General features: G+C 61.9%; 14 protein-coding genes. 13 read left to right on the forward strand and 1 reads right to left on the reverse strand.

Annotated features, from left to right (window positions below):
• Positions 1-5: 5 nt before the first annotated feature.
• Positions 6-1,427 (reverse strand): ArnT family glycosyltransferase, encoded by a 1,422-nt coding sequence (locus tag B5E41_RS16265; protein ID WP_088395206.1) that lies wholly within the window; start codon positions 1,425-1,427, stop codon positions 6-8.
• A gap of 647 nt (positions 1,428-2,074) precedes the next feature.
• Here B5E41_RS16265 and B5E41_RS16270 point away from each other — a divergent pair.
• The 13 genes from B5E41_RS16270 (at position 2,075) to visR (ending at position 14,285) form a co-directional block, all read left to right on the forward strand.
• Positions 2,075-3,706: a globin-coupled sensor protein gene (locus B5E41_RS16270; RefSeq protein ID WP_088395207.1), complete on the forward strand. Its 1,632-nt coding sequence runs from the start codon at positions 2,075-2,077 to the stop codon at positions 3,704-3,706.
• Between the two features lie 63 nt (positions 3,707-3,769).
• Positions 3,770-4,066, forward strand: a complete 297-nt coding sequence (locus tag B5E41_RS16275; protein ID WP_064809596.1) for an STAS domain-containing protein — start codon at positions 3,770-3,772, stop codon at positions 4,064-4,066.
• The gene (gene cheY1, locus B5E41_RS16280) at positions 4,063-4,428 is read left to right on the forward strand and encodes a chemotaxis response regulator CheY1 (RefSeq protein WP_011424003.1); all 366 of its coding nucleotides are present in this window, start codon (positions 4,063-4,065) and stop codon (positions 4,426-4,428) included. The genes B5E41_RS16275 and cheY1 overlap by 4 nt, the downstream gene beginning before the upstream one ends.
• Before the next feature lie 17 nt (positions 4,429-4,445).
• Positions 4,446-6,728, forward strand: coding sequence for a chemotaxis protein CheA (locus B5E41_RS16285; protein ID WP_088395208.1), 2,283 nt, complete (start codon positions 4,446-4,448; stop codon positions 6,726-6,728).
• Between the two features lie 3 nt (positions 6,729-6,731).
• Positions 6,732-7,199, forward strand: coding sequence for a chemotaxis protein CheW (locus B5E41_RS16290; RefSeq protein WP_088395209.1), 468 nt, complete (start codon positions 6,732-6,734; stop codon positions 7,197-7,199).
• Positions 7,196-8,104, forward strand: coding sequence for a protein-glutamate O-methyltransferase CheR (cheR, locus tag B5E41_RS16295; protein ID WP_088395210.1), 909 nt, complete (start codon positions 7,196-7,198; stop codon positions 8,102-8,104). Before B5E41_RS16290 ends, cheR begins: the two co-directional genes overlap by 4 nt.
• Positions 8,101-9,144 carry a protein-glutamate O-methylesterase CheB gene (gene cheB, locus B5E41_RS16300; RefSeq protein ID WP_088395211.1) on the forward strand — a complete coding sequence of 348 codons (1,044 nt, stop codon included), beginning with the start codon at positions 8,101-8,103 and terminating at the stop codon, positions 9,142-9,144. Before cheR ends, cheB begins: the two co-directional genes overlap by 4 nt.
• Entirely contained in the window at positions 9,145-9,534 is a 390-nt protein-coding gene (locus tag B5E41_RS16305) for a response regulator (RefSeq protein ID WP_004672258.1), read from the forward strand.
• The gene (cheD, locus tag B5E41_RS16310; protein WP_088395212.1) at positions 9,531-10,088 is read left to right on the forward strand and encodes a chemoreceptor glutamine deamidase CheD; all 558 of its coding nucleotides are present in this window, start codon (positions 9,531-9,533) and stop codon (positions 10,086-10,088) included. Before B5E41_RS16305 ends, cheD begins: the two co-directional genes overlap by 4 nt.
• A 16-nt stretch (positions 10,089-10,104) precedes the next feature.
• Positions 10,105-10,494 (forward strand): chemotaxis protein CheT, encoded by a 390-nt coding sequence (gene cheT, locus B5E41_RS16315; protein ID WP_088395213.1) that lies wholly within the window; start codon positions 10,105-10,107, stop codon positions 10,492-10,494.
• Between the two features lie 197 nt (positions 10,495-10,691).
• Complete coding sequence (gene fliF, locus B5E41_RS16320) at positions 10,692-12,377, forward strand: flagellar basal-body MS-ring/collar protein FliF (RefSeq protein WP_088395214.1); 1,686 nt, start codon at positions 10,692-10,694, stop codon at positions 12,375-12,377.
• 406 nt (positions 12,378-12,783) lie between these two features.
• On the forward strand, positions 12,784-13,530 hold the full coding sequence (gene visN / locus B5E41_RS16325; protein WP_064800667.1) for a transcriptional regulator VisN: 747 nt from the start codon (positions 12,784-12,786) through the stop codon (positions 13,528-13,530).
• An 8-nt stretch (positions 13,531-13,538) separates the two neighbouring features.
• Positions 13,539-14,285 (forward strand): transcriptional regulator VisR, encoded by a 747-nt coding sequence (gene visR / locus B5E41_RS16330; protein ID WP_088395215.1) that lies wholly within the window; start codon positions 13,539-13,541, stop codon positions 14,283-14,285.
• Positions 14,286-14,311: the final 26 nt, after the last annotated feature.

A 14,311-nucleotide genomic window follows, 5' to 3' on the forward strand; every position in this document is an offset into this window, starting at 1 on the left:
CCGTCTCAGGGCGCCAGGCAGCCGGCGGAGACTTTGTAGATGTAAAGCGCCTTGCCCTTGTAATAGCCTGCGGTCGGCTGCCAGTTCTTCAGGACCTCCGGCGTTTCGGCGGCACAGGTGAGGGGGGCGTCCGTCAGGAAAAGCACCTTGCCGGTGACGTCGGTGGGCAGCGCGAACTCCTGCTCGTAATAGCTCTCCGGAAGTCCTGCGGGCGCCCGGGCATAGATCCGGTAGGGTGCGCCGCGCAGCGTATAGAAGAGATCGGCGACCATGTCGCGGTTGTTGGTGACGATGATGTCGGTGCCTGCCTGAGCTGCAAGGGCTCCCGCCTCGCGGCTGACCTCGGCGCGGCCGAGATAGCGCTTCATCAATTCGTCGCCGTTCGGCAACAGCAATTGCTGCGGAAAGATGGTCGCCAGCGGAAAGAGCAGGCTTGCGATGCCGTTGATGGTGAGCGACAGCCTAAGCCCCTTCGGCCACATCCGATAAAGCAGCCAGACTGCAAGGATGGTTCCGGCGACATAGGCGGTTACGGCCCAGTTGGCATAGGCTTTCGCGACCGTCGCCTGCAGCGTGATCAGCACCACCACCGGCATCGACAGCCAGATCAGCATCTTTTCGCCGTCGTCGCTCCGGCCCTTGATCATGCGATAGACCGCCCAGAGCATTGCGAAGAAAATGATCGGTCCGACGACGCCGAATTGGGCGGAGAAGAATTCGAGCCCGCGCCGCAGATTGATGCCGAGGTTGCTCCAATGGGCGATATCCTGCGTGTGGCGCACCGTCGTATTGTCGTGTTGCAGGTTCCACCAGAGGTTCGGCAAGGCGACGACAGCCGCAACCGCGACAGCGATGATGAAGTCCCGAACCGCGATGCGCGCCGACGGAATGAGCAGGAGGGCGATTGCGCCGCCCGGTACGACGAACAGCACGGCATATTTCGTCAGGAAGGCGAGGCCGACGCCGAGGCCCATGACGAGCGCCAGTCCGACGGAGCGCCGCTGCGTCAGGCCGAAATAGGCGAGCAAGGCGATGGCGATGAAGAACAGCAGGATGACGTCGGTCGAGAAGAACACCGAAGAAAGTGCTACGCCGGGAAGCGTAATGTAGGTGGCGCCCGTCCAGCCTTCTATCTCAGGCCCGACGAAACGCTTTGCCACCTTCATCAGCACCAGTGCCGCCGCCATGTGGATCAGCGGTCCGAGCAGCCTGATGAAATAGATGGCGTTGGAGCCGGAAAGCTCCGTCATCGCCCGGATCACCCAGGCGATCATCGGCGGTTTCGAATAGTAGCCGAGATCGAGATTCTGCGACCAGAACCAGTACTGTGCCTCGTCGACAAACAGGTCTGTGGCATCGAAATGCAGCGTGACGACACGCCAGAGCGTGAAGCCTAAAACGATGAGGAGACCAGATCTGGGGGACATGAACCGAGTGTTCCGCTGACATGAAAGGCGCGAGTGCGATTACACCAAAGGCGCCGGACTGCCAACGGGGAATGGAATGGATCGGCTTGGAGCCAGAGGAGCTTCAGAACACCCGAAGCATGCGGATGTCGCGGTTTGCGGCGAGGAAATCGAGGCGGGCGATGGCGGCAAGCACGCCCATTGCGATCAAGCAGGAACCCAATCCGAGAACAATCATTGCTCTGTCCTTGTCGACGTCATGTCTTGGTTGTCGACCGGCCTATAGCACGGAGCTTGCGTGTGCCTTGTAGCAGGCGTGCAACTCCATGGAAGTATTTCCTGTGAACTGCCTTGAATTGCTCCAAAAGCCTGCTCCTGGAAAGGCGTATTAACCTTCGGGCAAGGAATTAACCATAAACATTGGGTTACACGTCGGAATGGGAAGATGTGCTCGTTCCCAGCAGGCATGACGCCGTACCGCCGTACCGGGTCGATCCGGTATCCATCTCTTCAGACAGCTTCGAAACATAGCTGATCAAGGGCTTTTACCTGCCGGTCGTCGCCGGTGGTGAAGACCGGCTCCGCGCTTGCGTTCATCGAATGCTGCAAAAGTTTTTTGCCGGGCATTCGCCTGGAAAGTGGGTCGGGGACAGGCGTTGAGGCAGGACATGCCATCAGATCAGGCTCGTGGAGCGCAGGCAGGCAGCTTGCGCGACCGCCTGCGTTTTGCCGGTCTCGATGCCGATCAGTGCGAACTGGTGCGCCGTAACCGGCCCGCCCTCGAAGCGCATCTGAAAGCCGGTCTGCGCGATCTCTTCCACAGGTTCCAGTCCTATCCCGACGCTGCGCGCAATTTCGAGAGCGAACGCCAGGTCGATCGTCTGCATGATCTGCAGTCCTCGCATTGGGACGTGCTGACGGATGCGCGCTTCGACAGCCTCTATGCCGAGCGCGTCAAGGTTCTCGCCGACACCGAGAGCAAGATGGGCCTCGACCCGCGCTGGCACGTGGCCGGCCACGGCGTCATGCTGGAGCATGTCCTTTCCGGGCTCGTCGAGGAGATCGCCGGTCGGCCCCTGCTGCCCTCGGCCAGGCGCCGCGCCCGCGAAATGTCCGATCTGATGACAGCGATCATCCGCATCGTCATGGTCGACGTGGAAATCGCCGTTTCGCTTCGCTTCAATGCGCTGCGCGCCGCCCAGAGCCGTGCGCTCGCCGATCAGCGCGCCGGAAGTGAAGCGGAAATCGCCCGGATCTTCGGTGAGGTCATCGAGGGCCTCGCCGCCCGCGACCTGACGCGGCGCGCGCCTGTCGACGCCGACGGCGCCTATGCCGGGATCGCCGCCGCCCTGAACGGCGCCTTGGACGGCCTCCAGGCAGAATTCGCCGCCGTGACCGAACGCACAGATAAGGCGGAAACGGCGACCACTTTGCTGGCCGGCCAGTCGCGGCAGTTCGCCGGTACAGCGTCCGGCCAGGCCGACCGGCTGCAGCTTTCCGCCGCTGCCCTTGCCGGCATTGCCGGAAGCGTGCGCGACGGCGCCGCCGACAGCCGCGCCGCCGAACAGGCGGCCGCCTCGACCCGCGCTGCGGTCGAGCAAAGCGGCGAAGTCGTCGGCCGCGCGATCAGCGCCATGGCTGACATCGAGCAGTCGGCTGAGAAGATCGGCCAGATCATCGGCGCGATTGACGAGATCGCCTTCCAGACCAATCTTCTGGCGCTGAATGCCGGCATCGAGGCGGCTCGCGCCGGCGATTCCGGCCGCGGCTTTGCCGTCGTCGCCCAGGAAGTTCGTGCGCTTGCCCAGCGCTCGGCCGATGCCGCCCGCGAGATCAAGACGCTGGTGACGACGACCAAGGCGCAGGTCGACGCCGGCGTGCAGATGGTCGCACGTACACAGGATTCGATCGGCAGCATCGTGCGGCAGGTCACCGACATCAACGCCGCCATATCAGGCATCGCCACCAGGACCGGCGAGCATGCCGCAAGCCTCGACGGCCTGGCGGCCGACGTCAAGGGTCTCGGCGCAGAGGTGGCGGACAGTGCCGGTTTGGCCGAACGCTCCGCCGAAGGCGCCGACCACCTGCATACCGTCATTCTCGAGCTCGGCCAGACGATTCGCGAATTCCGCATCGCCAGGGAAAATGCGCATTCCGGGCGGCTGGGCTCGGTTCGCGCAACGCCGTCCCGCGCGATCGAAGCGGTTGCCCGTCCTGCGGTCGAAGACGAATACGAAAATGATGATTTTGACCTTCCGCAGTCGCTCGCAAGCGTCGGAGGTGGGCGGAATGTTTACTAACCTATCGGATGATCGCCGCAGCTCATCTTTTCGGGCCGGGGACAAGGGGACAAGGACAAGCTGATGGTGGCAAAGAAGAGTGGCAAGACGCTGAATTTGACAGCGGTGCTCGATCTCAACGAGGCTTCCGCCTTGCGTGAAAAACTTATCTCTCTGAGAGGCAGCGGTCTTTCGATCGACGCATCGGGCGTCGAGCGGATCGGGGCTCTTTGCGCTCAGGTCCTGATGTCCGCCGAGAAGACCTGGGAGCAGGACAAGCAGCCGTTCACCTTCTCTAAGGTGTCCGACGCATTTCACAAAACCATGCAGCTGGTTGGCGTCAATATTGACCACCTGCTTGCCAAGGAGATCCGGCAATGAAGAAAAAAGTGCTTACCGTGGATGATTCCCGCACCATCCGAAACATGCTGCTCGTGACGCTGAATAATGCCGGTTTCGACACGATCCAGGCGGAAGACGGCGTCGAAGGCCTCGAGGTTCTCGAGGAATCCAATCCTGACGTGATCGTGACCGACATCAACATGCCGCGCCTCGACGGGTTCGGCTTCATCGAAGGTGTGCGCCGCAATGAGAAGTATCGGGCGATCCCGATCCTGGTCCTGACGACGGAGAGCGACGCGGAAAAGAAGAACCGTGCCCGCCAGGCCGGCGCCACGGGATGGATCGTCAAGCCTTTCGACCCGGCCAAGCTGATCGATGCAATTGAGCGCGTAACCGCTTAAACCCAGGATTTGCTCCTATGGATATGAACGAAATCAAAGAGATCTTTTTCCAGGAGTGCGAGGAACAGCTCGCCGAGCTGGAATCCGGTCTTCTGAAAATGAACGATGGCGATCGCGATCCGGAAACCGTCAATGCCGTGTTCCGTGCCGTGCATTCGATCAAGGGGGGCGCCGGCGCCTTCGGCCTTGATGATCTCGTAGCCTTCGCCCATGTTTTCGAGACCACTCTCGATTGCGTTCGCTCCAACAAGCTTGAGCCGACCCAGGATGTCCTGAAGGTGATGCTGAAGTCGGCCGACGTGCTCGCCGACCTGACCAATGCCGCGCGCGACGGCGGCAGTGTCGATGAAAGCCGCAGCCGCGGTCTCGTCAAGGAGCTCGAGGCGCTGGCCAATGGTGAGCTGCCGTCTCCTTCGGCCGAAGCGCCTGCGCCCAAAGCCGCCGCAAAGGCGGCTCCGGCCACTCCGGCGTCGGCCCCCAAGCCGACCGACGACAGCGGCTTCCAGCCAATCCCCTTTTCCTTCGACGATTTCGGTGATGAGGGCGGCGCAGAGACCGGCCTGCCGGCCTACGAGATCACCTTCAAGCCGCGCCACGAACTCTATTCGAAGGGTAATGACGCCACCCTGCTGCTGCGCGACCTTTCGCGCCTCGGTGAAATGACCATTTATTGTAATACGGATGAGCTGCCGGGTCTTGACGAGCTCGATCCGGAGGCTGCCTATTTCTTCTGGAACGTCACGCTCAAGACCGACAAGGGCGAGGATGCCATCCGTGCCGTCTTCGAATTCGCTGAATGGGATTGCGAACTGACGGTGAAGCCGGTCGAGGAGACCGGTGGCGACGTTTCGAGCAACGAGGAACTGCCGATGGTGCCGGTTCCCTTCGACCTATCGATCCTGGACGAGACCGACGCAACGGAAAGCGTTTCCGCTGCACGGTCCGAAGACACGGCCGCTGCCGTTGCCGCCGCCGAAACTGCTTCCAACGTCACGCAGATGGCGGCCGCCGCCTCCCGCGTCGAGAAGAAGGAATCGGCCGCCGCCGCAGCCGCCGCGGCCAATGCCGCCGCCCAGAACAACGCCGCCGGCGCCGGCCAGACGATCCGCGTCGATCTCGATCGCGTCGACCGTCTCATCAATCTCGTTGGCGAATTGGTCATCAACCAGGCGATGCTGTCGCAGAGCGTCATCGAGAACGACACGACGGGCACGTCTTCGATCAACATGGGTCTCGAGGAGCTGCAGCAGCTCACCCGCGAGATCCAGGACTCGGTCATGGCAATCCGCGCGCAGCCGGTCAAGCCGGTCTTCCAGCGCATGTCGCGCATCGTCCGCGAAATCGCCGACATGACCGGCAAGTCGATCCGCCTCATTACCGAAGGTGAAAATACCGAAGTCGACAAAACAGTTATCGACAAGCTGGCCGAGCCGCTGACCCACATGATCCGCAATGCCGTCGACCACGGCATCGAAACGCCGGAAAAGCGCGCCGCCGCCGGCAAGAACACCGAAGGCACGGTTCGCCTCACCGCCAAGCACCGTTCGGGCCGCATCCTGATCGAGCTTGCCGACGACGGCGCCGGCATCAACCGCGAGAAGGTCCGCCAGAAGGCGATCGACAACGATCTCATCCCGGCCGACGCCAACCTGTCGGATGAGGAAATCGACAACCTGATCTTCCTTCCGGGCTTCTCGACGGCCGACAAGATCTCCGACATATCGGGCCGCGGCGTCGGCATGGACGTCGTCAAGCGCTCGATCCAGGCGCTCGGCGGCCGCATCAACATCACCTCCAAGCCGGGCCACGGCTCGGTCTTCACCATGAGCCTGCCGCTGACGCTCGCCGTTCTCGACGGCATGGTGGTCACCGTCGCCGGCCAGACGCTGGTCGTGCCGCTGACCGCGATCGTCGAAACCCTGCAGCCGGAAGCTGCCGCGATCCACTCCTTCGGCGCGAACCACCGGCTGATCTCGATCCGCAACTCGTTCTGCCCATTGGTCGATGTCGGCCGCATCCTGAACTTCCGCGCCACCCAGGCCAACCCCGTCGAAGGCGTGGCGCTCCTGGTGGAATCCGAAGGCGGCGGCCAGCGCGCCCTGATGGTCGATGCCATCCAGGGGCAGCGTCAGGTGGTCATCAAGAGCCTGGAAGCCAACTACACCCACGTACCGGGCATTGCCGCCGCCACCATCCTCGGCGACGGCCGCGTGGCTCTGATCCTCGATGTCGACGCGGTGGTCGGCGCTTCGCGCGGCCACTCGCTCAAAGCGGAAATGTCGTTAGCAGCGGTAGGGTAAGGAATGTCGTACGCCGTAAAAAGTCTGAACCAGGGGGACCGCGAGCTGATCGCGTTCCGCATCGGAGATCAGGAATTCTGCGTGAACATCATGTCGGTTCGCGAAATCCGCGGCTGGACCCCGGCGACCACGATGCCGCACTCGCCTGCCTATATGCTGGGGGTCATCAACCTGCGCGGCGCGGTGCTGCCGATCATCGATCTTGCCGCTCGGCTCAGCATGAAGCCCGCCGATCCCACAGCCCGTCATGTCATCATCGTCGCCCAGGTCCGCCGCAAGGTTGTCGGCCTCTTGGTCGACGCCGTCTCCGACATTCTGACGGTGACCGACGAGATCATTCAGCCGACGCCGGAAATCTCCTCCGACCTCGAGCGCCAATTTGCCCGAGGCATTCTCGCCATCGACAGGCGCATGATCTGCCTGATCGAACTTGAAGCCCTCTTTTCCGAGACCGAAAGCGAAGCCGCATGAGTGCAATGGGTGCAAAAGATCAGAGGCAGGGAGCCGATGAGGTACTGGCGAGCGGAGAATATCCGCTGACGCGCCGCGATCTTACGGAAATCGCCGCCATGATCTACTCGGATGCCGGCATCTTCCTCAACGAGACGAAGGCCTCGCTCGTCTATTCGCGTCTGTCCAAGCATATCCGCAATCTTGGTCTGTCGGGTTTCCGCGAATATTGCGAACTCGTCGCCTCACCGGCGGGTGCCGCGGCGCGCCGCGAAATGCTCTCGCATCTGACCACCAATTTCACCCGATTCTTCCGCGAAAACCATCATTTCGAGCATCTGCGCGACCATGTGCTGCCGGAGCTTCTGCAGCGGGCGAGATCGGGCGGCAGGGTGCGCATCTGGTCGGCCGCTTCCTCCGACGGGCAGGAGCCCTACTCGATCGCGCTCACCGTGCTGTCGCTGATGCCGAATGTCACCGATTACGACTTCAAGATCCTGGCGACCGACATCGACCCGAAAATCCTGGCGATCGCCCGGGCCGGTGCTTACGACGAGAGCGCGCTCGAAACCGTCTCGCCCGCCATGCGCAAGCAATGGTTCAGCGAAGTCGAGGTGCAGGGCCGGCGCAAGTTCCAGGTCGACGACCGCGTCAAGCGGCTGATCACCTACAACGAGCTGAATCTGATGGCGCAATGGCCGTTCAAGGGCAAGTTCGACGTCATCTTTTGCCGCAACGTCGTCATCTATTTCGACGAGCCGACGCAGATGAAGATCTGGCAGCGTTTCGCCGGCCTGCTGCCGGAAGGCGGCCATCTCTATATCGGCCATTCCGAGCGCGTGTCCGGTGAGGCGAAGCACGTCTTCGACAATATCGGCATCACGACCTATCGCTACGCGGCCAAGGGTCTCGGGAGGAAGGCATGAGCGCGCCGGCAAGGGTTCTCGTTGTTGACGACTCGCCGACGATGCGCGGTCTGATCACCGCCGTCCTAAGCTCCGATCCGGAGGTCAACGTCATCGGCCAGGCCGGCGATGCACTGGAAGCGCGCGAGGCGATCAAGCGGCTGAATCCCGACGTCGTGACACTCGACATCGAGATGCCGAATATGAACGGCCTCGATTTCCTTGAAAAGATCATGACGCTGCGGCCGATGCCGGTGATCATGGTCTCGACGATGACGCACCGCGGCGCCGAAGCGACGCTTGCGGCGCTTGAGATCGGCGCCTTCGATTGCGTCGGCAAGCCCGGTCCCGGCGAACCCAGGCCGTTCGGCGATCTCGCCGAGAAGGTCAAGGCGGCCGCGCGTACGCAGCGTCAGTTCTCCCAACCGGCCGCCGCTGTCACGCCGCCGCCCTCCGTCGCCGATTTCCGCGTCGGCCGCAAGATCGTCGCGATCGGCTCGTCGACCGGCGGCGTCGAAGCGCTGATCGCCGTGCTGCAGAAATTCCCGGCAAATTGCCCGCCAACCGTCATCACTCAGCATATGCCGCCGACCTTCACCAAGAGTTTCGCCGAACGGCTGAACCGTCTCTGCGCGCCGGTGGTGCAGGAAGCGACCGATGGCGCCCGTCTCGAGATCGGCAAGATCTACCTGGCGCCGGGCGGCGAACGTCATCTCCAGGTCAGCGGCGGCTCCGCGCCGTGCTGCCGTCTCGTCGACCGGGCGCCCGTCAACGGTCACCGCCCGTCCGTGGACGTGCTCTTTGATTCGGTCGCGGAACTCGCAGGCCGCAACGCCGTCGGCGTGATTCTGACCGGAATGGGCCGCGATGGCGCCGCCGGATTGTTGAAAATGCGCCACGCGGGCGCCAGAACGCTCGGCCAGAACGAAAAAACCTGCGTCGTTTACGGAATGCCAAGGGTTGCTCACGAACTTGGCGCCGTTGAGCAGCAGCTGCCACTGACTGCCATCGGTGAAGAAATATTGAAATTGACAGCCGCCCGAAAGGAAGGGACCGAATAAATGTCGATCGCGGAGAAAATCAAAGTTCTGATCGTCGATGATCAGGTAACGAGCCGGTTGCTGCTCAGCGACGCGCTGACCCAGCTCGGTTTCAAGCAGATCACATCCGCAGGCGACGGCGAGCAGGGCATGAAGATCATGACCGAGCAGCCGCACCACCTGGTGATCTCCGATTTCAACATGCCGAAGATGGATGGCATCGGCTTCCTTCAGGCCGTGCGCACCAATCCGAACACCAAGAAGGCGGCCTTCATTATCCTCACCGCCCAGGGCGATCGCGCGCTGGTGCAGAAGGCGGCTCAGCTCGGCGCCAACAACGTGCTCGCCAAGCCATTTACGATCGAGAAGATGAAAGCGGCCATTGAAGCCGTGTTTGGAGCTTTGAAATGATCACTGAGGGGGCAGCCCGCCGCGTGCACATCATTCAAGGCGAGTACAAGGTTCTGAGCGATCCGAATGCGGTCCTCTCGACCATTCTCGGCTCGTGCGTGGCTGCATGCCTCAGAGATCCCGTCGCCGGTGTCGGCGGCATGAACCACTTTCTGCTGCCCGGTTCGGCGACGTCGCCGACATCAGGCGGCGATGCCACACGCTACGGCGTGCATCTGATGGAACTGCTGATCAACGGTCTCCTGAAACAGGGCGCCCGGCGCGACCGGCTGGAGGCAAAGATCTTCGGCGGCGCAAAGACGATCTCGACTTTCTCCAATGTCGGTGAGCAGAATGCGACCTTCGCCATGCAGTTCCTGAGGGATGAAGGCATTCCGGTGGTCGGCTCCTCCACAGGCGGAGAGCATGGGCGCAAGCTCGAATATTGGCCGGTTTCCGGTCGGGCCCGGCAGTACCCCTTGACCGGCGCCGAAACGCAGAGAACCGTCGCTCTCGAGCAGCAGCGTCCCGCCGCTCCGCAGAAGCCCGCCGAAACCAGTATCGAATTTTTTTGATGGCGAGGATTTTCATATGACATTTACTCCGGTGATGGAGCCGCCCGCGCCTGTCGAAGCGCTGAGCGACATCCTGATGCGCATCGTTTCGGAACTCCACGATGTGGCCTACCTGATCGAGCGCATCGAACCGCAGCTTCTCGACCTCGGCGGCGCTGAAATTCTGAATTCGCCTGACGCCATGAAGGTCATGCAGGGCATCGATCTGGCCGTGCAGAAGTCACGCGGCCTTGCCGAATTCATCGACACCATCACCGGCGAAATCCCGCTCGGCTGGACGGTCGACGTCGCGACCGCCCTCAGCCTCGTCAAGCTGGCGGAGATGCAGAAGGCGCTGGGCGGCTCGACGCGCCACGGTCATTCGCAGCCGCTGAGCAAGGCCGCCGGCGACTTCGACTTCTTCTGAAGCGGGCAGTTTTTCAACGCCGCTTCTCGCGCCTCAGGTCCCTTTCACGCACGTCGTTCTCGCAAAATCGCTGCGCGACATGCTTCAGCCTTTCGCTCTCGCGCGCTCCTCACGAAACGCTCGCACAAGTTTCGCCGATTATTCGTCGGATGAGGCAATAAGCCTCCTTTGTCTTTGACGGATCGTGCGAGAACAGAATGAATCTGTTAAATCAATTAGTTCAGATTTTTAAGAACTTTGGCTCCCTGGGCCGGACACGCCTGATGATTCTCGGAGGCGTCGGCGCCGTTTCCATCGCAATCATCCTTGCTGCTGCCCTTTTCGTCAACAAACCGGCCCAAGAAACGCTCTATGTCGGTCTCGACGCTCCCGATCTCAACCAGATCAGCATGGCGCTTGCCGAAGCCAACATCAATTTCCAGGTCGGCACGGACGGCGCCAGCATCACGGTTCCGGCCGGCATGACCGGCAAGGCCCGCCTGATGCTTGCCGAGCGCGGCCTGCCGAACAGCGCCAACGCCGGCTATGAACTCTTCGACAATGTCGGCTCCCTCGGCCTGACCTCCTTCATGCAGGAAGTGACGCGGGTTCGAGCGCTGGAAGGCGAAATCGCACGCACCATCCAGTCGATCTCGGGCATAACGGCCGCGCGCGTCCATATCGTCATGCCCGAGGTCGGAAACTTCCGGAAGGCGGAGCAGAAACCGACCGCCTCCGTGATGATTCGCGCCAGCGCCGCCACCGGGCGCGGCGCGGCGACCTCGATCCGTCACCTCGTCGCCTCGGCCGTGCCGGGGCTTGATGTCGATGACGTCACGATTCTTGATTCTGCCGGCCAGTTGCTCGCGTCCGGCGACGAAGCGAGCAACAGCTCGCTGAACCGTTCGCTCGACATCGTCCAGAATGTTCAGCAGGAAGTCGAATCCAACATCGACAAGGCCTTAGCGCCCTTCCTCGGCATGGATAACTTCCGCTCCAGCGTCACCGCCGACCTCAACACCGATGCTCAACAGATCCAGGAGACGGTTTACGATCCCGAATCCAAGGTCGAACGTTCGGTTCGTTCGACGAAGGAAGCCCAGCAGTCGCAGCAGAGGCAGTCCGACAACGCGACGACTGTCGAACAGAACATTCCCCAGGCGGCCCCTGATGCCGGCGGCTCCGGCGGCCCGGAATCACAGGACAAGTCGGATAAGCGCGAAGAGCAGACCAACTACGAAATCAACAGCAAGACGACGGCGACGACCCGCAACAGCTATCAGGTCGAGAAGCTTTCGATCGCCGTCGTGGTCAACAAGGGCCGCATCGCTAAGATGGTCGGCGAGCCCGCCGACCAGGCCAAGATCGACGCTTATCTCGCCGAAATGCAGAAGATCGTCGCATCGGCGGCCGGCATCGACGCCAAGCGCGGCGACGTCGTCACCGTCACGGCGATGGACTTCCTCGAGAACCAGCTGCTGGAAGACGCCACCGGCGGTGTCCGCGTTATGGATATGCTGAGCCGCAACCTTGCCGGCATCATCAACTCCCTCGCCTTCGTCGCGGTCGCCTTCGTGGTGGTCTGGATGGGGCTGCGACCGCTGGTACGCAGCGTCAGCGGCAACGGCGCGGTTCTCGGCGACGCCACGCCGGAAGCGGCCGGTCTCGAACTTCCGGACTTCGCACCTGCGGCAGGAGCGCCCGGAGGCGCTCTCATGGACGGCTTCGGATCCGACTTCGGCTTCGACAGCACCGAGGATCTGCTCAGTCTCGGCGACGACGACGGCAACTTCAACCGCCGCGTCAAGGAGGGCCCGGAACGCAAGCTTGCCCGCATGGTCGAGATCAACGAGGAGCGCGCCGCCAAAATCCTCAGGAAATGGGCGATCGACGACGCAGCATGAGAAAGGGCCGGGAAACCGGCCCTTTTCGTGTCGGCGCGAGGCTTTGTCGGGCAACGGAACAGTGTCGATCCCGGCAAGGCGCCGGCTGGGCCTCAAGGGTCACGGCGGGCTTCAGCAGAGGCGAATTGAACCGTGCGGTTCACTCGCGTAAAACGCGAATAACGTTGCGGCACAGCCAGAATCACCTTAGCCTCGCCTATATATGTCGAGGGGCACAATCGGCATTCGAATCAGGGCATGGACGGCGGCGAAAGTAAATCCCTAGAAGTCGGAGATGGTACTTTACATCGGCTGGCTTACCCTTAGGTGATTCGAAATGGGATTCGAGCGGGACTGAATTGAATCCTTTGCAGAAAAAGTGCAGTTGCACCGAGTGTGATCGCTTCTCAGCCGCAGGACGTTGCCGATGGATATGAACATAGCTCTGGCGAGCAAAGGCGAGAGGCAGATGATGAGTTTCGCAAGCGCAGTGGCGCCGGCTCTGTTGCCGCGTGACGAGCTGATCCAGCGCCTGCACGGGGTCGCCAGCACTGGCAGGTTGCAGTCCGGCCTGCGTGCACTGACGGAATATGTCGGTGCCTCGCACTATCTTCTAGCGCGTTGTGATCTCATCCAGGAAAGCGGCCTGGATTTCATCGTTTCCTCCGACTGGCCCTTCGATCTGGTCAAGGAAGTCGCCAATGATCTCGTCAGCACCTATGCCCGTTCGACCGAGCTGGAAAAATGCATGCAGGTTTTCCAGCCGAATTTCGCGCTTCTGCCCGAAGGCGCAGATGTGCCGGAGGGTGCCAGCCGCCAATATTGCTCATTGACCTTCAATGTCGGCCGCTCGCGGCTCGCCCTGATGTTCCTGTTCGGCGAAGGCTTCATCCTGTCGCCGGAGCGCCTGCGGGATGTGGGACTGCTTGCCGGCTACGTCGCGAGCTTCCTTCGCTGCGGGGGCGCAAAGGTCGACCGCGATTTCGAACTGACTGACCGCGAGCTGGAATGCCTGTTCTGGATCGCCGAGGGCAAGACCAGCGATGAGATCGCGATGATTCTCGGAATATCCCGCAATACCATCAACAATTACATCACCAGCGTGATGCGCAAGACGGCGACCAAGACCCGGTCGGAGGCCATTGCCTTCGCGGTCCGCAACAATCTCGTATAGGGGAATCCATGGCACATCCATCAAGCAGGGCGATGAACGGCGCCGATCCGCTGCGCATGGTGCGGGTGAACAGGATTTCCAGCCGTTCGGATCTTTATCCTCGGCTGATCGCGATGCAGAAGCTCGCCGACGGTCAAGGCTTCGCGATCTACCGTGTCAGCGGCTCGGGACTGCCGGCAAAGCAGCGCCTCGTCTGTGAGCTCGAGAACTGGGGACCTTCGAATGCCGGTTTTGCCAAGGCCTTCACGGATGCCTATGGCGATATTCTTCTCGACCATATCGAAAAGTCGCTGCTGCCGGTTTCATGGGCCGGCGCTCACGACCGGGCGGCCCCCGGTCCGGCGGATTTCTCGCCGTTCATGACGCGCCTGAAGGATGGAATTCTGCCTTTCTCCGGCCTTGCCTTCCCGGTGCGGCTCGGCGCACTCGGCAATGGCTTCATCCTTTTCACCGGTGATGATATCGATCCTTCAAGCGATACGATCGTCGAGCTGCATGGTCGCTGCTGCCAGGTGATGATGGATCTGCTCTCGCTCGACGAACGCCGCTCGGCCGCCGCCGAAGCGCTGAGTGAACGCGAAATCGCCTGTCTCCAGCTCGCCGGCGATGGCCGCATCAGCGAAGAGATCGCCGAAAAACTCGGCCTGTCCGTGCACACGGTCAATGCCTATCTCGGCTCGGCGACCATCAAGCTCGATTCCGTCAATCGCATCCAGGCGATCGCCAAGGCGATCCGGCTCGGCTACATTAGCTGAACCGGCGCCTTGCCCTCTTTTTGTAA

This window comes from Rhizobium esperanzae (genome assembly GCF_002204185.1).
GTDB classification, from domain to species: Bacteria; Pseudomonadota; Alphaproteobacteria; order Rhizobiales; family Rhizobiaceae; genus Rhizobium; species Rhizobium esperanzae.

Excerpts from the sequence above, each read along its gene's own strand:
- B5E41_RS16305 (WP_004672258.1), top strand. The coding sequence starts at position 9,145 with ATGTCGATCGCGGAGAAAATCAAAGTTCTGATCGTCGATGATCAGGTA.
- B5E41_RS16265 (WP_088395206.1), bottom strand. The coding sequence starts at position 1,427 with ATGTCCCCCAGATCTGGTCTCCTCATCGTTTTAGGCTTCACGCTCTGG.
- cheB (WP_088395211.1), top strand. The coding sequence starts at position 8,101 with ATGAGCGCGCCGGCAAGGGTTCTCGTTGTTGACGACTCGCCGACGATG.
- B5E41_RS16285 (WP_088395208.1), top strand. The coding sequence starts at position 4,446 with ATGGATATGAACGAAATCAAAGAGATCTTTTTCCAGGAGTGCGAGGAA.
- cheY1 (WP_011424003.1), top strand. The coding sequence starts at position 4,063 with ATGAAGAAAAAAGTGCTTACCGTGGATGATTCCCGCACCATCCGAAAC.
- cheT (WP_088395213.1), top strand. The coding sequence starts at position 10,105 with ATGACATTTACTCCGGTGATGGAGCCGCCCGCGCCTGTCGAAGCGCTG.
- cheD (WP_088395212.1), top strand. The coding sequence starts at position 9,531 with ATGATCACTGAGGGGGCAGCCCGCCGCGTGCACATCATTCAAGGCGAG.
- visR (WP_088395215.1), top strand. The coding sequence starts at position 13,539 with ATGGCACATCCATCAAGCAGGGCGATGAACGGCGCCGATCCGCTGCGC.
- B5E41_RS16270 (WP_088395207.1), top strand. The coding sequence starts at position 2,075 with ATGCCATCAGATCAGGCTCGTGGAGCGCAGGCAGGCAGCTTGCGCGAC.
- fliF (WP_088395214.1), top strand. The coding sequence starts at position 10,692 with ATGAATCTGTTAAATCAATTAGTTCAGATTTTTAAGAACTTTGGCTCC.
- visN (WP_064800667.1), top strand. The coding sequence starts at position 12,784 with ATGGATATGAACATAGCTCTGGCGAGCAAAGGCGAGAGGCAGATGATG.
- B5E41_RS16290 (WP_088395209.1), top strand. The coding sequence starts at position 6,732 with ATGTCGTACGCCGTAAAAAGTCTGAACCAGGGGGACCGCGAGCTGATC.
- B5E41_RS16275 (WP_064809596.1), top strand. The coding sequence starts at position 3,770 with ATGGTGGCAAAGAAGAGTGGCAAGACGCTGAATTTGACAGCGGTGCTC.
- cheR (WP_088395210.1), top strand. The coding sequence starts at position 7,196 with ATGAGTGCAATGGGTGCAAAAGATCAGAGGCAGGGAGCCGATGAGGTA.